General features: G+C 70.9%; 24 protein-coding genes and 1 tRNA gene. 4 read left to right on the top strand and 21 right to left on the bottom strand.

The window, feature by feature from the left end:
* From VGO10_RS08555 to VGO10_RS08490, 14 genes are all read right to left on the bottom strand, one after another.
* Window positions 1-846: polyprenyl synthetase family protein (locus VGO10_RS08555; RefSeq protein ID WP_327467196.1), on the bottom strand; the 846-nt coding region annotated here is incomplete at its 3' end.
* Between the two features lie 44 nt (window positions 847-890).
* Complete coding sequence (ubiE, locus tag VGO10_RS08550) at window positions 891-1682, bottom strand: bifunctional demethylmenaquinone methyltransferase/2-methoxy-6-polyprenyl-1,4-benzoquinol methylase UbiE (protein WP_327467194.1); 792 nt, start codon at window positions 1680-1682, stop codon at window positions 891-893.
* Complete coding sequence (locus VGO10_RS08545) at window positions 1682-2440, bottom strand: c-type cytochrome (protein ID WP_327467192.1); 759 nt, start codon at window positions 2438-2440, stop codon at window positions 1682-1684. Before VGO10_RS08545 ends, ubiE begins: the two co-directional genes overlap by 1 nt.
* On the bottom strand, window positions 2437-3240 hold the full coding sequence (locus VGO10_RS08540) for a cytochrome b (protein WP_327467190.1): 804 nt from the start codon (window positions 3238-3240) through the stop codon (window positions 2437-2439). The genes VGO10_RS08545 and VGO10_RS08540 overlap by 4 nt, the downstream gene beginning before the upstream one ends.
* A 6-nt stretch (window positions 3241-3246) precedes the next feature.
* Window positions 3247-3933, bottom strand: a complete 687-nt coding sequence (locus VGO10_RS08535; RefSeq protein ID WP_327467188.1) for a ubiquinol-cytochrome c reductase iron-sulfur subunit — start codon at window positions 3931-3933, stop codon at window positions 3247-3249.
* 113 nt (window positions 3934-4046) lie between these two features.
* The gene (locus VGO10_RS08530; RefSeq protein WP_327467186.1) at window positions 4047-4583 is read right to left on the bottom strand and encodes a hypothetical protein; all 537 of its coding nucleotides are present in this window, start codon (window positions 4581-4583) and stop codon (window positions 4047-4049) included.
* On the bottom strand, window positions 4580-5869 hold the full coding sequence (gene hemL / locus VGO10_RS08525) for a glutamate-1-semialdehyde 2,1-aminomutase (RefSeq protein ID WP_327467184.1): 1290 nt from the start codon (window positions 5867-5869) through the stop codon (window positions 4580-4582). Before hemL ends, VGO10_RS08530 begins: the two co-directional genes overlap by 4 nt.
* Window positions 5870-5881: 12 nt before the next feature.
* Entirely contained in the window at window positions 5882-6967 is a 1086-nt protein-coding gene (locus VGO10_RS08520) for an AsnC family transcriptional regulator (protein WP_327467182.1), read from the bottom strand.
* Window positions 6955-7935: a porphobilinogen synthase gene (hemB, locus tag VGO10_RS08515; protein ID WP_327467180.1), complete on the bottom strand. Its 981-nt coding sequence runs from the start codon at window positions 7933-7935 to the stop codon at window positions 6955-6957. The genes VGO10_RS08520 and hemB overlap by 13 nt, the downstream gene beginning before the upstream one ends.
* A gap of 42 nt (window positions 7936-7977) precedes the next feature.
* Window positions 7978-9615 carry a sigma-70 family RNA polymerase sigma factor gene (locus tag VGO10_RS08510; RefSeq protein WP_327467177.1) on the bottom strand — a complete coding sequence of 546 codons (1638 nt, stop codon included), beginning with the start codon at window positions 9613-9615 and terminating at the stop codon, window positions 7978-7980.
* A gap of 26 nt (window positions 9616-9641) precedes the next feature.
* Complete coding sequence (locus VGO10_RS08505) at window positions 9642-10226, bottom strand: GNAT family protein (RefSeq protein ID WP_327467175.1); 585 nt, start codon at window positions 10224-10226, stop codon at window positions 9642-9644.
* Window positions 10227-10304: 78 nt separating this feature from the next.
* Window positions 10305-11657: an ABC transporter permease gene (locus VGO10_RS08500; protein WP_327467200.1), complete on the bottom strand. Its 1353-nt coding sequence runs from the start codon at window positions 11655-11657 to the stop codon at window positions 10305-10307.
* Between the two features lie 5 nt (window positions 11658-11662).
* Window positions 11663-12373: an ABC transporter ATP-binding protein gene (locus tag VGO10_RS08495; protein WP_327467173.1), complete on the bottom strand. Its 711-nt coding sequence runs from the start codon at window positions 12371-12373 to the stop codon at window positions 11663-11665.
* Window positions 12370-13710 carry an AI-2E family transporter gene (locus tag VGO10_RS08490; protein WP_327467171.1) on the bottom strand — a complete coding sequence of 447 codons (1341 nt, stop codon included), beginning with the start codon at window positions 13708-13710 and terminating at the stop codon, window positions 12370-12372. Before VGO10_RS08490 ends, VGO10_RS08495 begins: the two co-directional genes overlap by 4 nt.
* Between VGO10_RS08490 and VGO10_RS08485 the strand changes: the two genes are divergently transcribed.
* Complete coding sequence (locus VGO10_RS08485; RefSeq protein WP_327467169.1) at window positions 13704-14522, top strand: TIGR00282 family metallophosphoesterase; 819 nt, start codon at window positions 13704-13706, stop codon at window positions 14520-14522. The genes VGO10_RS08490 and VGO10_RS08485 overlap by 7 nt on opposite strands.
* Here VGO10_RS08485 and VGO10_RS08480 read toward each other — a convergent pair.
* From VGO10_RS08480 to VGO10_RS08460, 5 genes are read right to left on the bottom strand one after another with little or no spacing between them, the layout of a single operon-like run.
* The gene (locus tag VGO10_RS08480; RefSeq protein ID WP_327467167.1) at window positions 14428-15549 is read right to left on the bottom strand and encodes a hypothetical protein; all 1122 of its coding nucleotides are present in this window, start codon (window positions 15547-15549) and stop codon (window positions 14428-14430) included. The genes VGO10_RS08485 and VGO10_RS08480 overlap by 95 nt on opposite strands.
* Window positions 15550-15584: 35 nt before the next feature.
* Window positions 15585-17291 (bottom strand): hypothetical protein, encoded by a 1707-nt coding sequence (locus tag VGO10_RS08475; protein ID WP_327467165.1) that lies wholly within the window; start codon window positions 17289-17291, stop codon window positions 15585-15587.
* Window positions 17288-17728 carry a GtrA family protein gene (locus VGO10_RS08470; RefSeq protein ID WP_327467163.1) on the bottom strand — a complete coding sequence of 147 codons (441 nt, stop codon included), beginning with the start codon at window positions 17726-17728 and terminating at the stop codon, window positions 17288-17290. Before VGO10_RS08470 ends, VGO10_RS08475 begins: the two co-directional genes overlap by 4 nt.
* A gap of 36 nt (window positions 17729-17764) precedes the next feature.
* On the bottom strand, window positions 17765-19243 hold the full coding sequence (locus VGO10_RS08465) for an alkaline phosphatase family protein (RefSeq protein WP_327467161.1): 1479 nt from the start codon (window positions 19241-19243) through the stop codon (window positions 17765-17767).
* 4 nt (window positions 19244-19247) lie between these two features.
* Entirely contained in the window at window positions 19248-19835 is a 588-nt protein-coding gene (locus VGO10_RS08460; RefSeq protein WP_327467158.1) for a DUF4126 family protein, read from the bottom strand.
* Between the two features lie 68 nt (window positions 19836-19903).
* Here VGO10_RS08460 and VGO10_RS08455 point away from each other — a divergent pair, with 68 nt between their 5' ends.
* Both VGO10_RS08455 and VGO10_RS08450 read left to right on the top strand, forming a co-directional pair.
* A complete protein-coding gene (locus VGO10_RS08455; RefSeq protein ID WP_327467156.1) occupies window positions 19904-21292 on the top strand; it encodes a PLP-dependent aminotransferase family protein in 1389 nt (462 codons plus the stop codon).
* A complete protein-coding gene (locus VGO10_RS08450) occupies window positions 21289-22233 on the top strand; it encodes a D-alanine--D-alanine ligase (protein ID WP_327467154.1) in 945 nt (314 codons plus the stop codon). The genes VGO10_RS08455 and VGO10_RS08450 overlap by 4 nt, the downstream gene beginning before the upstream one ends.
* On the opposite strand, the gene VGO10_RS08445 is transcribed toward VGO10_RS08450, so the two are convergent.
* A complete protein-coding gene (locus VGO10_RS08445; RefSeq protein WP_327467198.1) occupies window positions 22230-22709 on the bottom strand; it encodes a bifunctional nuclease family protein in 480 nt (159 codons plus the stop codon). The genes VGO10_RS08450 and VGO10_RS08445 overlap by 4 nt on opposite strands.
* A gap of 200 nt (window positions 22710-22909) precedes the next feature.
* Between VGO10_RS08445 and VGO10_RS08440 the strand changes: the two genes are divergently transcribed.
* Window positions 22910-25624, top strand: a complete 2715-nt coding sequence (locus tag VGO10_RS08440; RefSeq protein ID WP_327467152.1) for a tetratricopeptide repeat protein — start codon at window positions 22910-22912, stop codon at window positions 25622-25624.
* Between the two features lie 70 nt (window positions 25625-25694).
* On the opposite strand, the gene VGO10_RS08435 is transcribed toward VGO10_RS08440, so the two are convergent.
* A tRNA-Ile gene (locus VGO10_RS08435) sits at window positions 25695-25768 on the bottom strand.
* Between the last annotated feature and the right edge of the window lie 8 nt (window positions 25769-25776).

Raw genomic sequence — 25776 nt, 5'->3', positions numbered from 1 at the left:
CACGATGCGATCACAGATCTCCTCGGAGACAGGCCCACCCGCCCGGCCGATCGCACGGGGATCGAGCGCGCCGAGCGCCGGGTCGCGCTCGCGCGCGAGGATGAACGGCAGCGTGACGGTGCCGTCCAGCAGATCGGTGCCGCGGTGCTTGCCGGTGCGCTCGGCCGGGCCGGCGACGTCGAGGACGTCGTCGAAGATCTGGAACGCCAGGCCGATGCGACGGCCGAACTCGCGCAGGGCGTCGGCAGGGGGCGTCGCCCCGTTGGGGCGAGCGGGGGCCGTCTCGAGCGCACCGAGGATGCAGGCAGCCTCGAAGAGCCGCGCGGTCTTCAGCTCGCAGCGCAGCAGGTAGCGCTCCCGCGGGATCGTCGCGTCGAAGGCATCGGCACGCTGCAGCAGCTCGCCGCGTGCGAGCGCCGAGCCCGCGTCGCTGAGCGCGCGGACCTGCGCCGGGTCGCCGTTGGCGGCCAGCAGCGCGAAGGCGCGGGCGAAGAGCAGGTCGCCGGTCTGGGTCGCCGCGGCGCGGCCGGCGGTGGCGAAGACGGTGGGGCGCCCGCGCCGCAGCGGCGCGAGATCGAGCACGTCGTCGTGGACGAGCGTCGCGCTGTGGACGAGCTCGACCGCAGCGGCCGCGCGGACCAGGCCATCGCCCGAGCTGGGGACCGGCCCGCCCGCCGCCAGGATGACGAGCAGCGGGCGCAGTCGCTTGCCGCCGGCGGCGATCGTCGTTCCCGCATGCTCGGCGAGCACCGCGCCGTGGCCGGCGGCGACCTCCCGCAGCAGCTCCTCGACGCGGTCCAGCAGCGGCAGGACGTGCGGCCCGCCGGCGTGGACAAGGGCCGTCACCGGCCCACCCTCAGCAGCGGCCGGAGATCCGGTACCGCCGCCGCTCATGACTCCGGGTGCGTGCCGTTGGACGACGTGAGAATCGGCGCGCCGGGCTTGACGCCGACGTGCGTGGCGATGATCCCGCCCGCCGTCAGCACCCAACGGATCTGCTGCAGCCCCGCCCGCTCCAGCGCCGCGGCCAGGCCGGCGGGATCCGGCCAGCGCTTGACGCTGTTGGGCAGGTAGTCGTAGGCCTCTCCCCCGCCGCTGACCTTGCCGATCAGCGGCACGAGGCCGTCGAACCAGATCCGGAAGAAGAGCGAGAGCGGGGGGCGCCGCGGCGTCGTCATCTCCAGGATCAGGACCCGCCCTCCGGGACGCACGACGCGCGTCAGCTCCGCCAGCCCACGGTCGAGGTCGGCGAAGTTGCGCGCCCCGAAGCCGACGGTCACGGCGTCGAACTCGTCGTCGGCGTAGGGCAACTCCATCGCGTTGCCCCACTCGAACGTGATCGCCGGCGCCTTCTTGCGCGCCAGCTCCAACATCCCCTCGGAGAAGTCGCTGCCGATGACCTTGCCCGCAGGGGCGACCCGCTTGGCCAGCTCGATCGCCAGATCACCGGTGCCGGTGGCCACGTCGAGGACCCGGTCGCCCGGGCCGACACCGGCGATGTCGACCGCCCGCCGGCGCCACTGGTGATGCAGCCCGGCCGTCATCACCGAGTTCAAGACGTCGTAGACGCGCGCGATGCGATCGAACATCGCGCGAACTTGCGGCTCGGGCAGCGTGCCGCGATCGGCGGCGGGAGCCGGGGGAAGCGGACCCCCCCGCCCCCCGCTGCCGGTGGCGCTCATCAGTTGTTGTCGTCCGACTTCAGGCGACCGAGGAAGGCCACCAGCGCGTTGAACTTCTCGGGAGAGTCCTTCTGCAGCTTCGAGAAGGACGGCATCGGCGCCGTCGGGTTGATCAACGTGCGCTCGATGCCGGCGGCCGGAAGCCGGTCGGCGATGTCGGTCAGCGCGGGGCCGGGGCCGCCGTTGCCGTTCTCGCCCACCTTGTGGCACGCCAGGCAGCCGGACTGCGCCATGACCTGTCGACCGAACTCGTACTGCTGGACGACCTTCGGCCCCTCGGCGATCACGCTGGCGGGCGTCGCCATGTCGATCTGCGTCGGCGGGCCGGCCGCCGCGCCCTCGTAGGTGAGGTAGGCCATCGCGCCGATGATCAGGATCGCCGTCAGCGTCGCGACCGGACGCCGCTCGGGACGCCGCTCCGGACCGCGGTCATAGAACGGCAGCAGGAACAGCAGGATCATGCAGACCGTCGGAATGCCGATCGTCGCCAGCGCGACGAACTCCGGCGGCTTGATGACGCGCAGCAGCTCGAAGAGGAAGAAGAAGTACCACTCCGGGCGCGGCGTGTAGGTCGTCGTCGTCGGGTCGGCCTTCGGGCCGAGCTCGGCGCCGAGGAAGATCGACATCAAGATGATGACGAGCAGCACGACGCACGCCATCGCGCCGTCCTTGGCGACCGCGTAGGGGAAGAACGGCTTGCCCTGAGACTTCAGGATCGAGTACTCGCGGAGGTACTCCTCCTTCTCGCGACGGTTCACGCCTGCTCCTCGATCAGCTCTTCGGCGGGCTTGACCTTCTGCCACGGGGGCGCCGTGGTGCCCAGCCGCGTCACGAGGTACAGGTGCGCGCCGATGAGGGCCCCGATGATGCCGGGCACCAACAGCATGTGGATCGCATAGAAGCGCGACAGCGTCGTCGCGTTGAAGTCCGACCCGCCGTTGAGGAAGTCACCGAGGTAGGGGCCGACGAGCGGGCCCGACGCGGTGATGTTGTTCGCCACGACGGTCGCCCAGAAGGACCGCTGGTCAAACGGCAGCAGGTAGCCGGTGAGCGCCATGACGAACGTCAGGATCAGCAGCGCGACGCCGATGACCCAGTTGAGCTCACGCGGGTACTTATAGGCCCCGAAGAAGAACGTGCGGGCCATGTGCATGAAGATCAGGATCATCATCACCGACGAGCCCCACTTGTGCATGCCGTGCACGAACTCGCCGAGGAAGACGTCGTCGTTGATGTGGCGGACCGACTCGTAGGCTCCGCCGGCCGCGTCGGGCCGGTAGTACATCGCCAGGAAGACGCCGGTGATCGCCTGCGACAGGAAGGCGAACATCGTCGCCGAGCCCAGGGTGTAGAACCAGTTGGTGCCCTTGGGCACCTTGCGGAACATCAGCCAGCGCAGGCCGCCCGACAGGGAGGTGCGCTCGTCGATCCAGTCGACGGTGTAGATGCCGGCCTCGGCGGCCTTCTCGACCGGGCCCTGCTTGGGCGCGCCGGGACGCGGCGGCGCCGGGCGCAGGCCGGGCGGAACAGGCGGAGCGGGGAGCTTGAGCTTGGGCATCAGTGCTTAGTCCTGGGGGAGCGAGTCGAGCTTCCGGATCGTCGGGCGCGACGGGTACAGGATCCCGCCGATGCCGTCGAGCGGCTCGCCCGGGTTACGCGGCGAGAAGCGCTTGAGCTCGCGGTTGACCGAGAAGCGCGGGCCGATCTCGAGCTGGCCGTTGTGAACGCGGTTGTAGAAGCGGTCGAGCGGGCGGACCGGCGGGCCGCCGTCCACCTTGCCCTGGAAGTCGTAGACGCCACCGTGGCACGGGCAGATAAAGCGCTGAGCGGCCTCGGTGTAGCGGACCGGGCAGCCCAGGTGCATGCAGCGCGTGGAGATCGCGACGAACTGCTCGGCCTCGAAGCCCTTGGGGAGCTTGTCGGTGTCGATCTCGGGGTTGCGCTTGCGGATGTAGACCGTCGTCTTGCCGGCCTCGCCGATCCCGTCGACCAGCGAGATGACCTTGGGGACGTACGTGTCGTCGGGGAACTCGTCGGGCTTGCCGACGGGCTGCCACCGCATCTTGTGCTCCTCGAACAACGGGCCGAGGGCAAACCCCAGCGCGGGCAGGAGGATCGCCGAGGTGGCGATGGCGCCCGTGGCGTGGGCCGTCCCGACCATGAAGCGGCGACGGGTGACGGTCTCGCCTTCGAACGCCCCGGGAATACCCCGGTCGGCGGTGTACTTGCTTTTGGCTTGCTTCTTGGGCACGGTGGGTCTTGGTCCTGTCCGGGAGACGCGCGATCCTGGTGGACGCGCATCCGGGACCGGAAATCTATCGCTCGATCATCGTACGGGCCGCGCCGCCTGCGCCCGCCACCCGGTCAACGGTTCGGCGCCAGGCTTTCGGCGATGTGGCGCGCGGCTGCTCCGAGGCGCTCTGCAGCCCCCGTTTCACCTGCACGTGCGGCGACTTTGGCCGCTTCGAGGTCCGCGGTCGAACCCCATCCGAGCTCGGCGCAACCGGCCGCCCAGACGGCATCGGCCAGCGGCTCGTCGCCGGCCGCCTGGGCCTGAGCCGACAGGGCAATGAGGTCGGCGAGGGCTCGCACGGCGTCGAGGTCGCCGGCCGTCGCGAGGCGCTCGAGCCCCAGCGCGTAGAGACGGTCGCCCGCGAGCAGCGCGAGGTCATCGTCGTCGCGCGACATGATGCGGCCCCCACCCACCCCTCCGTAGTGCAGGAGGTAGCCCTCGCGGACCGCCTCGATCACCAGCGGGAGGTCGGCGGCATGGCCGTCAGCACGCGGACCGAGCGCGATGGCGTCGCCGTAGGGCGTGGGACCCGAGATGTCGTCCCGCAGTGCCGCAGCGAGCAGACCGCCGTCCTGCCGTACGACATCGGCCAGGCGAGCGAGGATCACGACAGCTCAGCGAAGGCGGCATTCACCGCATCGAGCGTGCGGTCCAGATGCTCGGAGGTGTGGGCCAGCGATGGGAACCACGCCTCGTACTGCGAGGCCGGCGGGTAGACGCCGCGGGCCAGCAGGGCGCGGCAGAACGCGGCGTAGGCCTCGTGGTCGCAGGCCTGGGCACCGGCGTAGTCGCGCGGCGCGGTCTCGGCGAAGAAGATCGTCAGCAGACCCGGCACCGCGTTGACCGCGACCGGGACACCCGCACCAGCGGCCGCGTCGCGCAGGCCGGCGGCCAACGCCTCGGTCGTGGCGCTGAGGCGGATGTAGGCCGCGTCGTCGAGCATCCGCAGCGTCGCCAGACCGGCGGCGACGGCAAGAGGGTTGCCGCTGAGCGTTCCTGCCTGGTAGACGTCGCCGGCCGGCGCGATGTTGTCCATCAACGCCCGCGAGCCGCCATAGGCCGCCGCGGGAAGGCCGCCGCCGATGATCTTGCCCATGACCGTGAGGTCGGCCGCGATGCCCTCGCGCTCCTGCGCGCCGCCGGCGGCGACGCGAAAGCCCGTGATGACCTCGTCGAAGATCAGCAGCGCGCCGTTGTCATCGGCCTTGTGGCGCAACAGCTCCAAGAAGCCCTCGACCGGCGGGACGAGGCCCATGTTGGCGGGATAGGGCTCGGCGATGACCGCCGCGAACTCGTGCTCGGCGAACGCGGTGGCCACCGCCTCGCCGTCATTCCACCCCACGATCACGGTCTCGTGCGTCGCGGACTCGGGCACGCCGGGCGACGCCGGGATCCCGGCCGTCGCCAGGCCGCTGCCGGCCTGCGCCAGCAGGCCGTCGACGTGGCCGTGGTAGGCACCGGCGAACTTCAACAGCTTGGTGCGGCCGGTCACGGCGCGCGCGAGGCGGATCGCGCTCATCGACGCCTCGGTGCCCGAGGAGGTCATGCGCAGCATCTCGACCGACGGGAAGCGGCGGGCGACCTCATCGGCGAGGTCGACCTCCCCCGCCGTCGGCGCGCCGTAACTCGTCCCGCGGCGGGCGGCGGTGACCACGGCCTCGACGATGTCGGCCTGCGCATGGCCATGGATCAGCGGGCCCCACGAGCAGACGTAGTCGACGTAGCGGTTGCCATCGACGTCGAAGAGCTCTGCCCCCTCGGCGCGGTCGATGAAGATCGGGTCGCGGCCGATCGCGCGCATCGCGCGCACCGGTGAGTTGACGCCGCCCGGCAGCCGCTGCAGCGCACGCGCGTACAGCTCCGCGGACTTCGCATCGGTGATCGAGACGCTCATGGCCGTCGGGCGTCAGGCGCCGACGCCTGCGTGCTCCCGCTCCCACGACGTGAAATCGTCGGTGAAGTACAGGAGCCGGACCTTCTTGAACTCGGTCGAGGAGTAGAGCGTCGCGCGGTCCTCGATGCAGCCGACCTCGTCGCGGACGGCGTCGAGGATCGCGTCGCACTCCTCCTTGGAGCGGCCGTGAGCCATCGTGAACAGCTGGTAGGGCCAGTCGGCGTAGGTCGGGCGCTCGTAGCAGTGGCTGATGCCGCGGAAGGCGGCCATGCGACGGCCGGCCTCCAGCACCTGGTCCTCCGGCACCTTCCACACGCCCATGCCGTTGGCGCTGAACCCGGCGCGACGATGGAAGAGGATCGCGGCGACGCGGCGCAGCAGACCCCGCTCGACCATGCCCTCGAGGTGGGCGATCAGCCCGTCGACCGGCATGCCGAGCTCGCGCGCGGCGTCGGCGTAGGGCTCGGAGACGACCGGCAGGTCGCCTTGGGTGGCGCGGATGACGGCCTTGTCGAGCTCGTCGTAGGGCTGGGGCTCGATGTCGACGGGCTCGACGATCTGCGCCGCCTTGGCCAGCGTCTCGGTGTCGCCCGACATCTCCAGGTCCATGCGGATCTTGAAGAGCTTGAGCGTCGGCAGCTGGCGCACCGACTCGGCGCCGGTCTCAGCTTTCAGGACCTCCAGCGTGCCGTCGAGGCCGAGCGGCGAGTCCGGCTCGGTCGCGAGCGTGAACCACATGTTGAACTCGTGGTTGCGCAGGTAGTTGTGCGAGACGCCCGGGTGGTCGTTGACGATCTTGGCAGGGCGCCACGGGTGCTCGGGGTCGACCTTGGCCGCGACCAGCATCGACTGGTAGCCGAGCGCGCGGGTGTCGAAGATCGGCGTGACCTGGCGGATGATGCGCTGCTCGATCAGCTCGCGCACGCGGCTGAGGACGGTCTCCTCCTCGACGCCGAGCAGCGTGGCCACCTCGGCGTACGGGCGCGGCACGATCCGGAACTTGCCCTGCATCGTGTCCAGCAGCTTCTTGTCGAACTCGTCGAGCGGAACGGCGGAGCCGTCCTTGCGCGAGCGGATCTTGGGGGTCACTGCAGCCACTGGGCGGCGTCCTTCGCGTAATAGGTGATGACGATGTCGGCGCCGGCGCGGCGGATCGACGTGAGCGTCTCCAGCACGGCCGTCCGCTCGTCGAGGTGACCGGCGGCCGCAGCCGCCTTGATCATGACGTACTCCCCACCCACGTGGTACGCGGCAACCGGCATCCGCGTCGCCTCCTTGACGCGCCAGAGCACGTCGAGGTAGGGCACGGCGGGCTTGACCATGACCATGTCGGCGCCCTCTTCCACGTCCAGCGCGACCTCGCGCAACGCCTCCTCCGCGTTGCCCGGATCCATTTGGTAGCTGCGGCGGTCGCCGAAGCTCGGGGTCGAGCCGGCGGCCTCGCGGAACGGCCCGTAGAAGGCCGAGGCGTACTTGGCGCTGTAGGCGATGATCGGCGTCTCGGTGAAGCCCTCGGCGTCCAGCGCGGCGCGCAGCGCGCCGACGCGGCCGTCCATCATGTCGCTGGGCGCGACGGCATCGGAACCCGCGCGCGCGTGGGAGACGGCGGTGCGGGCGAGCAGCTCCAGCGACGCGTCGTTGTCGACGCTGCCGTCAGCGCTCAGGCGGCCGCAGTGGCCGTGGTCGGTGTACTCGCAGAGGCAGACGTCGGTAAGGACGAGCAGCTCGGGGTGCGCGGCCTTGATCGCGCGCGTGGCGAGCTGGACCGCGCCGTCGTCGTCCCAGGCGCCGGAGCCGTCGGCGTCCTTCTCGGCGGGGATGCCGAAGAGCAGGACGGCCGGGACGCCGAGCGCGTGGGCGGCGCCGGCCTCCTCCACCACGGAGGTGAGGCCGTGGCGGTCGACGCCGGGCATCGAGGCGATCGGCGTGCGCCCCTCCAACCCGTCTTCGACGAACAGCGGCAGCACGAGGTCCGACGGCGCCAGCGTGGTCTCGCGCACGAGGTCGCGCAGCGCGCCGGTGCGGCGCAGGCGGCGCAGGCGGGTGGCGGGAAAGGCAGCGGGCATGCCCCACAAGCGTAGCCGGGCGGGTCCCGAACGATCGGATGCTCAGCGGCAGCACCAGCCTGCGAGGTGAGCGTCGCGGCCGGCGGCCAGGGTGCGGATGCGATCGATCCCGCGGCCCTTGAGGTGCACGAGGTCCCAGCCGTCGACGCCGGCGAGGTCGGCGGCGAGCCAGTCACCGTGCGGCGACCAGGCGATCCCGCGGATCGGACCGCCGGCGAAGAGCACCGCCGACTCGTCGAGCACGCGGCGCCCGGCGGCGTCGGTGCGCACCACGACGACGCGCTCGGCACCATCGGCCGTGCGCCGGACGACCGCGTAGCCGGCATGGCCCGGCCGGGCGGCGATGACCGAGTCGATGGTCTTGCCCGGACTGCGGCGGTCGCCGATCCGCGCGCCGGTCGAGGCGGTCAGGACCGTCACGCGGTCGTGCTGGCCCACCAGCAGCCGATGGCCGTCGGCGCTCCAGGCCAGCCGCAGCGGGGTGTTCGGCGTCCGGGTACGCCAGAGGACACGACCGCTGTCGGCGTCGCGCAGGGTCACGCGCGCGGCGGAGTCGACGGTCGCCAGCCGCTCGGCCGGCGCGACACCCGGCTGCCAGGCCGGTGCCACGGCGCGGGTGGCGGCCAGGACATGCTTGCCGGTGCCATCGCCAGCGACGACGTGGATCGTCCGGCCGCCACGAGCCCCGCCGACCACGTACGCGATCCGGTAGCCGCTGGGCGACCACGCCGGCCAGGTGATCGGCCGGCGCTCGGCCAGCGACCAGTGGCGGCGCCCGCGCACGCTGACCGCGATCAGCTCGATGCCGCGAACGGCGACCGCGTAACGGCCGTGCGGCGACCATGCGGCCGCGTCGATGCGGCCGAGCAGCTGGCGCGGCGGTCCGCCGACGCCGAACGCGAACAGGCCCCGCTCGTTGACCGCCAGCATCCGCCCGCCGCCGGGCAGCGCACCGGTCCTCGGCACCGGCGTTGACGGGTTCGTCGTGGTCCGTAGGACCTGACCGGTCACTTCCGACAGGTGGCGCTGGACCCATTCGGCGGTCGCGCGCCCGGGCGCGGTCAGCGCGGCGGCCAGCGCCACGGCCACGATGAGGACCGGAACGAGCCGGCCCGCGAGCGTGTCGAGCCCGCGCCGCAGCCGCGAGTTGACCGTTCCGCGCGGAACGCCGACGACCTCGGCGATCTCCGACGGCGACAGCTCCAGCAGATGGCGCAGGACGACGACGGTGCGCTGGTCCTCAGGCAGCGCGGCCAGCGCGGCGATCACGTCCTCGTCGGGTGAGCCGGCGGCCGGCGCGCTCGCCACCTGCTCGAGCACCTCGACGCCGTCGACCTCCCGCCGCGACGCCCGGCTGCGCGCCAGGTCGATCGCCCGCCGCGCCACGATCGTCCGCAGCCACGGGCCGAACGGCCGCGTGCGGTCAAAGCGCTCCAGGGCGCCGACCGCGGCGACGAAGCCCTCCTGGGCCACGTCCTCGGCGGCATGCGGGTCGCGCACGATCAGCCACGCGGTCCGGTAGGCCGCCGGCCAGTGGGCGCGGAAGAGCACGTCCAGCGCCGCGGGATCTCCGCGCAGCGCGCCGCGCACGGCGGCACGCTCGGCCCGCGGCGTCAGCGGTCCCGCGCGCCGCGATGCCAGCACGCCGGTCCAGCGGATCGCCTCCGGCTGCGCTCCCATGTCTCCTCACTACGTGCGGCGGACCCTCAGCGGTCCCGGGTCTCCCAATCTTCCATCGTCATCGCGAAGATGTCGTGGTCCTCCCAGTTGCCCGCGATGTTGAGGTACTTCAACGCGCGGCCCTCGCGGCGGAATCCCGCCTTCTCCACCACGCGGATCGAGCGGACGTTGCGCGGGATCACCGCGGGCTGCACGCGATGCAGGCCGGCGTGGCGAAAGGCGAACTCGCAGATCAGCAGCGCGGCCGTCGTCCCGTGGCCGTGGCCGCCCGACGCCGCGGCAACCCAGTAGCCGAGCGTCGCGTTGCGCCACGCGCCGCGCACCACGTTGCCCAGCGCGATGCGCCCGATGATCGCGTCGCCGTCTTCGCGATCGAGCACCGCGAACGCGTAGCCGGTGCCGAGCTCCCACGCCTCGACGTCGCGGCGCAATGTCTCCACCTGCCCGGCGCGCGTGTAGTGCACCTCGGCGTGGATCGGCTCCCACGGCTCGGTGTGCGCGCGGTTCGCCGCGACGGCGGCGGCGAACTCGGTCGCGTCCCCGGTGGCCAGCGGGCGGATGGCGGTCCGCTCACCGTCCAAGCGAACCCGCGGGGGGACGTGGCCGAGCACGCTGGCGAACGTAGCAGCCGAGCGTGACGCCGAAGGCAGGGGCCGAAGGCCAAAGCCGTTCGGCCGACGCCGCGCGTTCTAGAACCGCTGGAGCGCCGCGCGCGCCAGCAGCGACCAGCCGACGACCAGCGCGGCCAGATGGACCAGCGCCCCACCCAGGCCACCGGCGTCGTTGAGCGCGGCGTCGGTCGCATCCAGCGACGCGCGGAACGGGAAGAGCGCGGAGATGACGCGGATCGCGTCATACAGCCCGTGGGCGACCGCGCCGCTGGGCACCAGCGCGAGGAACGCGATCGGCAGGGCGAGGAGGATCGCCAGCAGCGACGCGGCCCGCACTTCGCGCGCCAGCGCGCCGATCGCCACACCCAGCGCACCGAAGGCCAGACCACCGGCGCCCAGCGCCACGACCCACAGCGGCGCGCGGCTCCAGTCCAGCGAGTGAAAGAGCGACACGCCCGCGACCATCACGAGCGTCACCGCCGCCGCACAGCCGGCCGCCAACACCACCTTCTCCACCAACAACCCCGTCCGCGACACGAGCCCTCGGACCAGCCGCGCAAAGGCGTGTTCCTCGCGTTCCAGCGCCAGCATCCCGGCGGCGAGCAGGACGCAGACCAACATGAGTGACATGGTCACCGCGACCGTCACCGCGAAGGCGTCCAGCGGCGTGCGCCGCCCCTTGACGATCGTCTCGTCGACCTTCACCGGCGTGGCGAGCGAGCTCAGGACCGCATCGGAGAGATCGAGGTTGTCGATCGCCAGCTGCGCAAACCGCGACACGCGCTGCAGCGCGTCGCGGTCCGGCGAGCTCTGCGGCGTGCGCGTCAGCACCGAGTCGATCAAGGCCTTGGACTTCTTCAGGCCGGCGATGTCAAAGTCGCGACCCAAGATGGAGAACTTGCCGCCCGACAGCAGGATGTTGAGGTAGCCCGCCGCGATCTGCGTCAGCTTCGTCGAGACCACCTTGTTGAGGTCGGCGACGCGCGAGTTGATCGTCGACTGCACGAACTGCTGCTTGACCGGGTCCTGGGCGTTGTAGAGCACCTCGACCGTCGGCTTTGCCCCCGTCCCCGACAGGCTGATCGTGTGCTGCAGGCGCGCCACGAGGTCGGGCGGCACGATGATCGCGGCCAGCACGTCGCCGTCGCGAACCTTGCGCTCGGCCTCCGCGCGCGTGTGCACCCGCACGGGAACGATCGACTGAAACAGCTTGCTCGCGTAGTCCGATGGGTTGACGGTGGTCCCCGCAATCGCCACCGCGCTCGACTGCGGGGGCAGCTGGTTGAGGATCGCCACCCGCGGCTTGTCCGGACCCTTGGAGAGCGCGAGGCCGATGAGCACCGCGATGACCACCGGGTAGATCACCAGCAACGACACCAACAACGGCGAGCGGCCCAGGATCCGCAGGTCCTTGCCCAGCAGGAAGCGCACGCCGCTCAATGGCCACGCTCCCGCAGGAACGCCACGAACGCCTCTTCGAAGTCATACAAGTCACTCCCCACCGCCTCGTGCAGCGCCGCGGGCGTGCCCTCGAAGAGCAGCTCGCCGTCGGCCAGGACGAGCACGCGGTCGGCGTAGCGCTCGGCCTCGCTGACGTTGTGCGTGGTGAACACGACCGCCGTGCCCGCGCGCGCCAGCCCCTCGACAAACCCCCACAGTCGCTCGCGCTGGCGCGGGTCCAGCGAGGAGGACGGCTCGTCGAGCAACAGCACGTCGGGATCGGCCAGCAAGCCGACGGCGATGTTGACCCGTTGGCGATTGCCGCCCGACAGCGTGCCGAGCTGGTCGCCGGCGCGGTCGCGCAGCCCGGTCTGGTCGAGCATCCGCTGCACCGCCGCCTCGGGGTCGGCGACCCGCTCCAACCGGGCAAACAGCGCCAGGTTCTCGGCGACCGTCAGCTTGCCGTAGACCGCCGGCTGCTGTGGGACCCAGCCGACGTCGCGCGGAGCGCGGCTCACCGTTCCGGCACTCGGCGCCAGCACGCCGCCGAGGATCGACAGCAGCGTCGTCTTGCCCGCGCCGTTGGGCCCGATGATCGCCAGCGTCTCGCCGCGGTCGGCGCGGAGGCTGACGCCGCGCAGCGCCTCGCGCTCACCGAAGCGCCGGATGACGTCCCGGGCCTCCAGCGCCGCCACCGCGTCGTTCACCGGCGAGAGGCTACTTCCGTTGGCGCCAGCGCCGCGCCGCACGTGCGGCAGAACGTGTCCTCGCGCGCCGGCCCCGCACCGCACTCCGGACATCGGCGGACCGGTGGAGACGGCCCGGCGATCCCGAGGACGCTCGCCGTCCCCCACGGTTCCAGCACCAGATGGCGGCGCAGGTAGACGACCGTCTCGCGCAGCATCGCCGCCAGCGGCAGCGCCAGCAGCGCGCCGAGGAAGCCGTAGGCCTCGCCGCCCAACAACAGGGCGAAGATGACCAGCAGCGGGTTGATCCGCAGCGTGTGGCCGAAGATGTAGGGCGCGACCACGTGGCCCTCCAGCTGCTGCAGCGCGGTGAAGAAGATCCCGAGCCAGACCGCGGTCAGCGGGTCCTGGAAGAGCGCGACCAGCAGCGGCGGCAGCGCGCCAAGGAACGGGCCGACAAACGGGATCAGCTCCATCAGGCCGAACCACGCGCCGAAGGCGAAGGCATAGGTCTTGCCATCCGGGAAGACACCCGTGACGCCGAAGACGTATAGGCCGAGCCCGGCACCCAGGCCCATCGCGAGGCTGAAGAAGATCTGCCCGCGCAAATAGCCGCCGACCGCGCGCTGGATCCGCGTCGGGAAGTCGTCGGCCTCCGTGCCGTCTCCCGGCGGCATGACCGAGCGCACGGTCGCGCCGATGCGCTCGCCGTAGATGAGCATGTACACCGACAAGACGATCACGAGCAGCAGGCCCAGGCCCGCCGTGACGACCGTCTTGAGGATCTGGCCGCCGAAGTCGACGATGTCGCTCGTCCCGCCGACGACCTTCTCCTGCAGCGTCTGCAGCGCGGTCTCCCCCTGGCGCTTGACCTCGATGTTGATGCCCTTGCGATCGAAGTAGTCCTGCAGGTCGGCGAGGCGGCCGTTGGCGTCGTCGACGATCCCCGGCACGTCATTGCCGAACTTCTGGGCCTGGTCGGCAACCGGGTTGGCCAGCAGCACGCCGGTGCCGGCCAGCACCGTCAGCAGGCCGAGGTAGACGACGAGGATCGCCAGCCCGCGCGGCAACCGCCGCCGCTGCAGGAACGACACCATCGGGTTGAGGATCAGCGCGACGACCGCGGCGACGGTGAACGCCAGCAGCACCACGCCCGCCGCCTTGGCGACGAGGAAGAGCGCGATGACGATCAGCGGCAGCGCGACGAGCTGGATCCAGCGCGGGACGACGACCTTCTGGACGGCCGGAGCCTCGGGCGGGGGCTCCTCGTCCAGCGGATCGTGGCCGTTCCACTCCTCGGCGTCTGTGGGGTGCTCGCTGCTCATGTCGTGCTTGCGCCAGAGTATGGGACGTGCCAACCGCCCCCACCATCCTCTTCGTCGGCGACATCGTCGGCGGGCTTGGGCGGCGCACGCTGCTCAAACTGCTTCCCGCTTTGCGCGAACGCCATGCCGTCGACTTCGTGGTCGTCAACGGCGAGAACATCGCCGGCGGCCTCGGGATCACCCCCAAGCTCGCCGATGAGCTCTTCGCCGGCGGCGTCGACGCGATCACCCTCGGCAACCATACCTACCGCCGCCAGGAGATCGGGCCCTACCTCGAGAGCGGCAAGCCGATCATCCGGCCCGCCAACTACCTGGCCTCGCAGCCAGGCCGCGGCTTCTGCATCGTGGAGAAGGACGGCGTGCGCCTCGGCGTCGTCAACCTCAGCGGCAACCTGCACCTGCGCGCGGGGCGCGTCGCGTTCCTGGAGATCGACAACGTGCTCTCAGAGCTCGACGGCAAGGTCGACCACATCCTGGTCGACATGCACGCCGAGCTGACCAGCGAGAAGATCGCGATGGGCTGGTATCTGGATGGGCGCGTGACGGCGGTCGTCGGCACCCACACCCACGTGCCGACCGCCGACCTGCGCGTGCTCCCCGGCGGGACGGCCTACATCACCGACGTCGGCATGACCGGCCCGCGCGGCGGCGTGCTCGGCGTCAAGAAGGAGCAGTCGATCGAGTCGATGCGCACGCACATGATGGTGCGCTTTGAGACCAGCGAGGACGACCCCTGGCTGATGGGTGTCGTCATCCGCTGTTCGGAGCAGCCGCTGCGCGCGACGGCGATCGAGCAAGTGCTCGAGCCGTGGCGGCCAGCGCCGCAAGCAGCAGCAGGTTCCTGACGCCGACCGCGACGACCGCCCAAGCGTGCTGGTAGACGACATCGAAGTAGTTGGCGGGAAACCAGAGCTGGGTCGTCAGCGCCGCCACGGCGACGAGCGCGGGCGCTAGGCGATAGCCGTGGCCGGCGGCCACCGCGGCCAGCGGAAGCAGCCAGACGACGTACTGCGGTGAGAGCACTTTGCTCCATACCACGAACGCGAGCGTGATCGCCAACGCGGCGAGGACGAGCCCGTCGCGCGTCGGGCGCCGCGCGACGAGGCGCAGGATCAATGCGGCGCTGATCAGCAGCGCCAGCGTACTGATCGCGGCGACCACGTCTGCCGCGCCGCCATCCAACCCGTTGGACTTAAAGCGGTCGGGACGGACCGGGTCGCCGGTGACATACGAGCCCCCGGTGAGCTCTAGCACCGACGCCGCGGTGGACTCGATCTGCACCGGGCGGTCGAGATGGAAGCGCACCATCTTGGACGGAAAGCCCCCGAGCGCCGCGAACGGGATGCCCGTAGCGAGCACGACGAGCAGGAAGATCGCGCCCGCGCGCAGCGCGAGGCGCCGCTCACCGCGCCCCAGCAGCCAGCAGAAGGCGACCGCCGCCAGCGCCGCGGGCCAGAGCTTGGTCATCATTCCGAGCGCGAGCAGGAGGAACCCCAGCTCGACGGCCCCGCGCCGCGGCCGGGCGAGGATCAGCGCGAGGCCGACGAGCGCCAGCGCGGTCGGAAAGAGGTCGAAGTGCGTGCGCACCAGCGCGCCCGCCAGCACCGGCAGCGCGGCCATCGACCAGCCGGCGATCGGCCCGCCCGCCGCCCATGCCGCGAGCTGCGTGACCAGCGCGCAGCCGAGCATCATCAACGACAGGTAATCGACGTCGCCGCCGGCCAGCCTGACCGGGATCAACGCACCAGGCGGGTACTCGAAGACGAAGTCGCGATAGGGCACGAGGCCGTGCGCCATCAAGTCCTTGTAGTTCCCATAGACGAACAGGTCGCCCACCGAGGCGTCGCTGAACGGCCCGTGGCGCGTGGCCACCAGCCAGACGGCGATCAGCGCCAGGACGGAGAGCCCTACGCCGGGTCGGGGACGCGATAGCGCGCGAAGAGCGCGACTGCGAGGAACGGGAAGAACCACACCAAGTAGAGATAGAACCAGTAATTCAGGCCCAGCTGCAGCCCGATGACGACGGCGGCCGCCACGGCCGCGAGGCCCACAATGTCACGTCGGCGGGGCAAAAAGGCCGCGACGACGGCGAAGAAGACCGCGGTCAGCTGCCACATGTGCTCGCCGACGGTCAGATGGTGCAGGCCCCAGATCGAGAACGGCGCGTCGCGATTGGCCTGGAAGGCGATCGTGCGGTCATAGATCGCGTGCAGCGACTCGCCGTGCACGATGATCGGCAGCGAGACGATGAGCGCGGTCGCGACGAACGCGGCGGTGAACTTGGCGATCGTTGCGCCCATCTTTCCGCGCGGCGCGCCATGGGTCGCCAGCAGCGGCGCGAGGCCGAGCGCGCCGAACTTCGTCAGGCCCGCCAGCGCGGTGATCGCGCCGCGCGCGCCGGGCTTCGCCGCGACGTAGAGCGTGGCGGCGGCAAACGCCGCGACGAGCCCGTCGTTGCTGTTGCAGTTCAACACGTACAGGCTGAACGGCCACGCCGCCCAGAGATAGGCCAAGACGATTCCGAGCCCGGGCCCGCGGATCCGTCTTCCCGCCAAGAACAGGAAGAACAGCGTCAGCAGATCGAAGGCGATCGCCGCGGCATGCGCTGCCGGCAGGTCGTCCCACTTACCGCTCCACGGCAGCGCCTGCTCGAACGGCACGTAGGCCTCGTAGGCGACCGGGCCGTAGGTGTCGCCGTGCTCGTCGTCCTTGGGGAAGTTGTTGTAGATGTGCTTGCCGTCGACGAGGCGGTCGGCGCCGATCACACCCGAGTACCCCACGTCGATCACGTTGGAGGCGTTGACGTTCAACCCGATGCGAAAGCCGACGAGGAAGATCAGCGCGACCGCCAGCCACAGCGGCGAGATCCACAGGGGGAGGCGACGACTGGGCGCCGCGCCGTCGTCCGGTGTTCGGCGGTAGCCGATCCACAGCATCCGTACCAAGACGTAGAACAACAGTCCGGTGGCGATCGGGACCGACGCGTTGATGTTGCCGTCGTTGAAGTAGGCCACCGAGATGCCGAAGCCGACGAGCGCGAGCAGGTCGAGCTGGAGCATGTGGACCCCCCCACCCCGACGTCTCAGCGAACAGAACGGCGCGACGAACAGCACCGACAGCGGGATCCAGACCCACGGCGAGTTGACCTTGCGCCCGAACGCGCCCGTGTAGCCGCGCGCCATCGTCCACGCGACCTGCGGACCGTTCCACGCCTCGGTGATCTGCCCGGTCGCATCGGCGACCTTGACCTGGGCGACCTCCTTGCGCGCGGTGCCGGTCCCGGGCGTGAACCAGCTGACCTGCCAGTCGCGGGGGCCCTTGAGGAAGACCTCGGGCTTGGCCTTCGGGTACTGGCGCAGGGCCTCCTTGACCTTCGGGCTGCGGGCGGCAATCGCTTGGGCCTGGGCGCCGGCGAGGCGATGGCCCGCAGGCGTGCCGCCGAGCGTCTGCACCCGGCTGAGCTCGTTCGGATTGCTCGGCGCGGTGGGCAGCAGGCCGGTCGGGGCCGCGGGGGCCACGGCGGGGGCCGTCGCGATGCCGAGCAGCAGGCCGGCCAGCGCGAGGACGATGAAGAGGAGCCCACCCGCCCGCCGAACCCGCCCGCGATCTCTCACTCGGTGAACGTCCAGAGCTTGTTGCCGAGGAAGTTGCACGGCGTCGCGGCCGCGACGGCGATCGCCTGAGCGACGACCTCCTTGAGGTTGGCAACGCTGACCAGGACCTCCAGGATCGCGAGGTTGACCACGAACGCCGCGACGCTGATGACCAGGAAGCGGAAGGCCTGCTGGCCGGCGTGCCCGCCACGGGCATCGAAGGTCCAGTGGCGGTTCCACCAGAAGTTGTTGGTGACCGCGACGAGGAACGCCAGAAAGGCCGCCAGGCGGAAGTCGAGATCGAGCGCGTGCACGCAGAGCGCGAACGTCGCGAGGTTGACGACGTACCCGCTGGCGCCGACCGCGGTAAAGCGCGCCAGCTGCCACCAGTTGTGTGCGTGGCGCACACCGCGGCGCAGGCGGTCGCGGCGTCGCAGCCGGTCGAGGGCGTCGGGCACGAAGCCGGAGGCTACCCGGCCCACCTGCAGGCAGGCTCAGTTGGGCGCAATGCCGAAGTGCGCGCGGACCATCGGGGCGACGTCGGTGATCGACCAGGCGCCGTCGGCTGAGGCCGGGGCCCGATCAACCCCGCAGAACGCCAGCGCGCCCAAGGAGTCGGAGTGATGCAGCGAGCCATGGCTGCCGCCGCCCACGTGGTCGGCGCCGCCCCAGTCGGGGAACTCCCAACCCGGCCCGGCGCTGAGCAGGACATCACCCGCCGTCGCGCAGGTCAGCGCCGCCCAGACGCGGCGCAGCGCGTCGGGGTAGTCGGGGCTGTCGAACCGACCGTCGGAGGTCGTCGCACTGAGCGCGCCGAGGTCGCCCTCGACCGTCCAGTGGTTGCCGCGCGCGTCGCGCAGCTCGGGGTGGGCGGGGGCGGGGTTACCCACCCGGAAGCGCAGCTCGCCGCGACCGACGCCACGGATGACGCCTTCTTCGCCCTCGCGCCAGGCGACGATGTCGACGCCAGGGATCGCCGAGGCCGTCTCGACCACACGCGGGATCACGGTCGAGCGTGCCTCGCCGACCAACCCGTACACCATCGCAGCGCGCTGGTTGGGGCACAACGCCAGCTCGGCCTCCTCGACGGCGCGGCCGCCCGGCCCGGCGACCTCCCAGTCGCCGAACGCACCACGCAGGTCGATGCGCCGCTCGACCGGCGCGTGGGAGTGGTCGGCGCAGATGATCACCGCGTGGGTGTCAAGGAAGCGCTCCAGCCCGCCCGCGGCCTCGGCAACGCGCACGATCTGGGCATCGGCCGCCGCGATCGACGTCGGCTGCGCGTGCGGCCCGTTCTTATGGGAGTAGGTGTCGTTGTCGGGCAGCGACAACAACAGGAAGTCATAGAGGTCGCGTGCGGCGAGCCAGGCGCCGACGCAGCCGGAGTGCTGGTCGCGGATGCCCGGAAGGCCCATCTGGCTGCGACAACCGGTCTCGCGGCTGGCGAAGATGTCGGCGTAGAAGAGCTCGCGCGGGCCCATCACCGGCTTGCGAAAGAGCGTGCCGGCAAGGCGCGTCAGCGCCGTCTCGCGCGAGATCGGGTGCTCGTGGCGCCCGCGGTAGACGAGGTAGGTGGTACCTGCGGTCCGCACGCCGACGTCGTCGAGCGACTCGTAGATCGTCTCGATGTCTGCGGCCATGTGCGAGCCGTTGAGGTTGTACACCGTGTCGGTCAGCTGCTTGGCGATGCCGAGCTTGCGCGCTGCCCGAAAGGACGAGCCGTACTCGACATAGCGCCGCTCGGCGCGCGACCACCAGTTCATCGCCGCGATGTGGTGGCGGTCCTGCAGGACGCCGGTCGCGATCGAGGTCGCACAGACCGGCGTGACCGACGGGAACGCGGCGCAGAGCTCGGGCACGAAGGCACCGCGCTCCAAGACCGCGGCGATCGCCGGCGCCTCCCCGCGCTCCACGGCGCGTTCCAACATGGAGGGCTTGCACCCGTCGATGACGGCCAGGAGCAGGCGCTTCATGCGATCAGCGCAGGATGCGCAGCCCGGCGTACTTCTGCTCGCCGCGGCGGCGGCCGGTGATCAGCAAGGCGATCAGGAAGCCGACCGCCACGAGCGCCAACGGCGGGAAGAGGATGCTCGCGCCCGCGACGACGAGGCCCGCCGCCTCACCGTAGAACGGCAGCGCCGCGGCGGCCTGGCTGTCGCCGGCGGAGGCGAAGCGGGCCCGGACGCGGCCGAAGATCGCACGGGAGACGCTGCTCGCGAGGTAGGCGACGGCCGCACCGATGAGCAGCCCGTACCACCACGTGGCGTGCCGATCGTCGATCGAGGCCGCGCAGAGCAGCGCGCCGAGGCCGATCCCGATGCCGCTCAGCGCAGCCTCGCCGGCAGGCTTCTCCAGGTAGGGGCGCACGAAGACCGTCGCGACCAGCGCGAAGGCCAATAAGAGCAGCCACCACGGTGATTCCAGGAACGCGAACGGCGTCCCGTCGAAGTCGAGGCCGACGTCGGCAGACGCCAGACCGCCCGCCAGAAGGGCAGGCAAGAACGGACGCAACCCTGCCGCAGAGGCGAGACCTAGCCCTTGGAGGATGTCGAGAGCGAGCTTCATCGGTACCGTGCCCGGGGACCATGACAGACCGCAGGTCCGAAGGTCCCGACGGCGAAGGGAAGCCGAGCATGCCTCGCTCCCGCCGCCCCCAGCGCGCCGCCGCGCACGAGCTCGAGCGGTATACGGGTCTGTTCGCTTCGCGCACGCGCGGGATGAAATCTTCGGCGATGCGCGACCTGATGGCGATCACCGAGCGCCCCGAGGTCATCTCGCTGGCGGGCGGCCTGCCTGACACATCGACCTTCCCGCCCGAGAACTTCGCGGCGATCATGTCGCGCGTCGCGGCGACCTCGACGGCGGCCGCGCTGCAGTACGGGCCGACCGAGGGCCTGGCGATCACCAAGGACGCGATCCGCCACGTCATGGCCGCCGAGGGCGCCGACGTCGACCCCGAGGACATCCTCGTCACGACCGGCGGCCAGCAGGTCATCGACCTGGTCTGCAAGACGCTGATCGATCCGGGCGACGTCATCGTCGCCGAGGCGCCGACCTACCCGGGCGCGATTCCGTCGTTCTGCTCCTACCAGGCCGACGTCGTGCAGATCGAGATGGATCGCGACGGCATGCCGATCGACGTGCTCGAGGAGACGCTCGACCGCCTCGAGGCCGAGGGCCGCCGCCCGAAGTTCATCTACACCATCCCGAACTTCCAGAACCCGGGCGGCGTGACGATGTCGCTGCCGCGGCGCAAGCGGCTGGTCGAGGTCGCGGCCGAGCGCGAGTTGTTGGTGTTGGAGGACAACCCCTATGGGTTGCTCCGCTACGAAGGTGAGCCGTTGCCCACGCTGCTGCAGCTCAGCGGCGGCGACTTCATCATTTACTTGGGGACCTTCTCCAAGATTCTGTCAGCGGGGTTGCGCCTCGGCTGGGCCGTCGCGCCCGCGCCGGTGCTGCAGAAGATGAACATGGGCAAGCAGGGCGCCGACCTGTGCACCTCGTCGTTGACCCAGCACTTCGTCAGCCAGTACTTCCGCGAGGGCCAGTGGGAGCCCTACCTGGAGTCCTTGAAGCGGCTGTACCGCGGCCGGCGCGACACGCTGCTCGGCGCGCTGGCCGAGCACTTCCCGGCCGAGGCGACCTGGACGCAGCCCGAGGGCGGCCTGTTCGTCTGGGCGACGCTGCCCGACGAGATCGACACCACCGACCTGCTCGCCCGCGCGCTGCAGCGCAACGTCGCGTTCGTGCCGGGGCGCGGTGCCTACCTCGACGGCCGCGGCGGCTCGTCGATGCGTCTGAACTTCTCCGGCGTCGGCGACGCCGACATCCGTGAGGGTGTCCGGCGCATCGGCGAGGTCGTCACTGAGCAGCTGGAGCTCTTCGGCGCGCTGACGGGGTCGCGACCCGCGCCGTCGGTGGCTGAGGCGCCCGCCGCAGCCGACCCGGAGCTTGCCGACGTGCTGCAGCTGCCGCGCCCGCAGGACCAACCGGGCGCCCGTCGCTCGGACCGCCGGCCATGAGCCGCGTCGCGGTATTGAAAGGCGGTCGCTCGCTGGAACGCGAGGTCTCGCTGCGCTCCGGCGCCCGGGTCGAGGATGCGCTCAAACGCCTCGGCCACGAGTCCCACGGCATCGACGTCGACCACGACCTCGTCCGCCGCCTGCGCGAACTGGCGCCCGACGTCTGCTTCCTGGCCCTGCACGGCCGCGACGGCGAGGACGGCACGGTCCAGGAGCTGCTGGAGATCCTCGGCCTGCCCTACACCGGCTCTGGCGTCTCGGCGTGCATCCGCTGCTCCGACAAGGTCCTGGCTAAGCACCACATGGTTGACGCGGGCATGCCGACGCCGGATTTCGTCGCGTTCACCGAGACGGCGTTCAAGCAGCTGGGCGCGGCCGAAGCCCTGGGCGAGATCGCCGAGCGGATCGGCTTCCCGATGGTCGTCAAGCCCGCCGACCAGGGCAGCGCCTTGGGGTTGCGCATCGCCCGCGACACTGCCGCGGTCCCGGGCGCGCTGGTCGCCGCGTTCTCCTACTCCAACAAGGTCCTGCTGGAGCGTCACATCGCAGGACGCGACCTCGCGGTCTCGGTGCTCGACGGCGTCGCACTGCCGATCGTCGAGGCCGTCCCCGAAGGCGGCGTCTACGACTTCGACGCGCGCTATGAGATCGGCCGCTCGACCTTCGTCTGCCCGGCCGACCTGCCCGCCGACGTGACAGCGGCCGCTCAGGAGCTCGCCGTCGCGGTCCACGAGCTGCTCGGCTGCCGCGACGTCTCGCGCGTCGACCTGCTCTGCGACGCCGACGGCGGCCTGCACGTGCTGGAGGCCAACGTCATCCCCGGCTTGACCGAGACGAGCCTGCTCCCCCAGGCCGCCGACGCCGCGGGCATCGCGTTCGATGACCTGATCGCGCAGCTGGTCGCCCGGGCCGTGGCCCGCAGCGTCCGCACGCGGACCTAGCTGTCGCCGGCGAAGTCCTCGGGACTTACTTGGTCGAGGAAGTCCTTGAAGCGGTCGACGACCTCTTCGGTGTCCTCGACCTCGTGTTCGAACTCGATCGCGGACTCCGCGATGACCTCTTCGGCGGCGAAGATCGGGGCGCCGGAGCGCACGGCGATGGCCAGCGCGTCCGAGGGCCGCGAGTCGATCTCGACGTCGCGGCCGGCGACCTGCAGCGTAATCGAGGCGAAGAACGTGTTGTCGCGCAGCTCGGTGACCGAGACCTGCGTGCACTTGACTTCGAGCTCACCCAGCATGTCGCAGAGGAGGTCATGGGTCATCGGTCGAGGCGTCGTCGCGCCCTGCAGCTTCATGAGGATCGCCGCAGCCTCTGGATGCCCGATCCAGATGGGCAGGAACTTATTGCTGTCGACCGTCTTCAACAGGACGATCGGCTGCTTGCCGACCATGTCAAAGCTGACGCCATAGATGACCATTTCCTGCACGAGAAGAGCTCCTCGGTGGTGTCTGGCCAGTATAGGCGCGGCCAGGCCAGCCCAGATCGCCGCGAGGCGCGCGGGCATCGGCCCGCCGGCGCGTTCTGTACCGCCCGACGCACGCAAGCCGCTTACTGCTGTTGACCAGTGGGAACGAGCGAGTTAGGCTGGGCCTGAGAGCTACCCGGAGGAGGGGAGCGATGGCTTGGCGGTTGAACTCGCACACGCGTGCCTCGCGGACGTTCCCGCGTTGGCCGTTTGCGGTCATCTGGTCAGTCGGCGCGCTGCTCGGGCTCGCCGCCTTGGGCGGTCTGGCCTACCTCGTCGGGCACGGACGACCGTTCGGCCTGCCGACCGTGCTGGAGAACCTTGCCGCGACAGCGATCAAGGCCGGCCCGGCGCTGGTGATCACGCTGCTCGCCGCCACCGCCATCACCTGGTGCATCCGACGCATCACCTTCGAATGGCTCGCCTGGCGCCCCGGGGCGATCCGCGTCAACCCCTTCTCCACGGGCACCACGCTCGAGGACACCGCGCCGAGTCGGGGCCCGGACGTCGATGCGCTGGGCCTCACGTTTCGCCGGCGGCTAGCCGAGCTTCGGCTCTCAGCGCCAACAAGCCTTCCGGGCGCCGTGCCTCAGACCGACTTCCTCGACGTCCTGGGCGGCAGCGGCATCGACGCCCGCAACGTGTTCGGGAGCCTGATCCACCTCCTGCGCGCCGCGGTGCCGACCCACGCTTACGAGATCGGCGGCGTGCTCCACGCCGGCAGCGGCACACAGCACTGCGGCGTCACCGTGCAGGTCACCTGCTTGCCCAATCGCGCCCGCCCACCGACCACCGTCTGGGCCACCACGTGGGACGAGGCGGTCCGGCGCGCTGCCGACGCGGCCACCTCGGCGCTGCTGCCGAGCACGCGGCTCTGTCGTGACCAATGGTCCTCGTGGCGACGGTTCACCATGCCGATCGGCCTGCTGCACGCCTACGAGCAGGGCGCGGCCTTCGAGCAGGCGCGCCGTTACGACGAGGCGCTGCACGCCTACTACGAGGCGCTGCGCCTCGATCCCATGAACCTGCAGATCCGTCTCCAGGCCGGCAAGCTCCAGGAGAAGCTCGGCCTCTACCTCGACGCCTACGCCACCTACATGGGCATCCTGACGGTGACGACGTCTGATGAGCGCATGCGCCCGTGGTGGCTGTACCGCCGCGCCGCGCAGCGCCAGCGCGACCACGCGATGCTCGTCGCCCGCTACCGGCGCATCGTGCTGCTGGGCAGCGCTGAGTTCGCCGAGCAGTGGCAACGGCGCGCGGCGGTGCCGGCCAAGCCGACCCGCCGCGACCAGAGCCGCACCGCGCTACGCCGAGGCCTCGACAAGGACCTGCGGCGCGAGCTCCTCGACGTCGACAAGCGCCATCGGCCCTCCACGCCGCGCGGCACGCCGGGCCCGAACGCGTGGTCGCGCTCGTTCGCACGCAGGCGGCGGCTGGGATGCCTGAAGGTTCCCGTGCTCCTCGAAGGCGGCCACGAAGCCGAGGCCCCTGAACGCACCCGCTACCTCGAGCTGCGCGAGCTGCTCGCCCTCGCCGCACTGGACGCTGCCGGCGCGGTGCAGCGCCGCGCCCGCTTTGATCGGCGCGCGTTGCTGGACGCGCCGTCGGTGAAGCTGACGCAGCTCGCGATCCAGGAGCGGCTGCGATGGGTCCGCCGCCAGCTGGGCTCGAAGACCACCGTGTGGCCACCGAAGGTCGCGCGACTCACCACCACGATCAGCCGCATCGAGGGTCTGACCCCCTTCCGCACCTGGCACGAGCACTACAACGCCGCCTGCGCGTTCGCCGTGCCGCTGCTGGACAGCACGCTCGAGGTCGACCAGCGCGACGAGCTCGCCGAGGCGGCCGTCGCCCGGCTTGAGCAGGCCACGACCTGCGCTGACAGCGCCTTCATCGCGACGCGGCGCGACTGGCTCGTCGGGGAGGATCCCGACTTCAACGGCCTGCGCACGCACCGGGCCTTCAAGCGCTTCGAGGCCATGTACTTCCCGGCCGCCACCCCGACCCCGCCACGTCCCAGCGGCGTCCAGCGACTGGAGAGCTCCCGTCACGTTCAGGCGCTCCTGCTGGAGACGGCCAGTCGCTGGCAGGCGGTCTGGCGTGCCCGCGGCCGCCAGCTCGACCGGCGCCCGGACGTCTTCGACGTGCTGTGCTGGTGGAAGGACGAGCACCGGGCCTGGCAGCTCGTGCGTGACGTCGCAATCGACTACCGCCACTGGGAGACCAGGCTCCGGCTCGTCGACGAGATGGCCGCCTGGAGCAGCCGCTACCGCTTCCCGCCGCTGGCCGTCCCGTCCCCGCGCTACGAGGAGCATCCCGTGCTCCTTCCCGTCGCTCACGCGCCTGCACTCAAGTCGCAGCAGCGCGCAGAGGCGCTGAATGCCGAATGCGGCCGCTCCATCGAGCGCGCCGACACACGGTTGGGCAACCTGGCCACCGTCCTGTCGGATGCTCCTCTGCGGACCGGCGCGCCGGTGGTGCTCGAGGACATCGAGCGCTGGCAGTCTCGCCTCCAGCAGATCGGCCTCACCGGAGAGGAGCCGCGGCGTTATTTCCTCGCGCAGCTCTGCGACTGCCACGCTGGACTGTGGCAACTCCTGCAGGCGTGGCTGGATGAAGGCGACGATCACGACCCCATCGCCCATGGCACCGCGCCCAGCCCTGCCCGAGACTTTCAGGACCAGGTCGAGTGGGCACATCGTCTCTGGTGCACCGCGTACAACTGGTGGCGACCCGGGGACGTTGTGCTCGCGCTGACCCGGCGCAACGGTCGACGCGGCAGCGTGCCGCCAACGCTCGTCCTACGCTGGCAGGCAATGGACTGGTGGCGCGACCGCGGAATGGTCGGTCCGCCGAGCGGCTGAGCACCCACACCCTGGAGGGCGCTCCGAAACGACGAAGGCCCGGAATACGGCCCTCCCACCAACCTTGTGATGGGCGATCCAGGATTCGAACCTGGGACCTCTTCCTTATCAGAGAAGCGCTCTAACCGACTGAGCTAATCGCCCGCTGCGGG

The organism is Baekduia sp., assembly GCF_035996765.1.
GTDB lineage: Bacteria > Actinomycetota > Thermoleophilia > Solirubrobacterales > Solirubrobacteraceae > Baekduia.
This window is presented reverse-complemented; position numbering and strand designations above follow the sequence as displayed.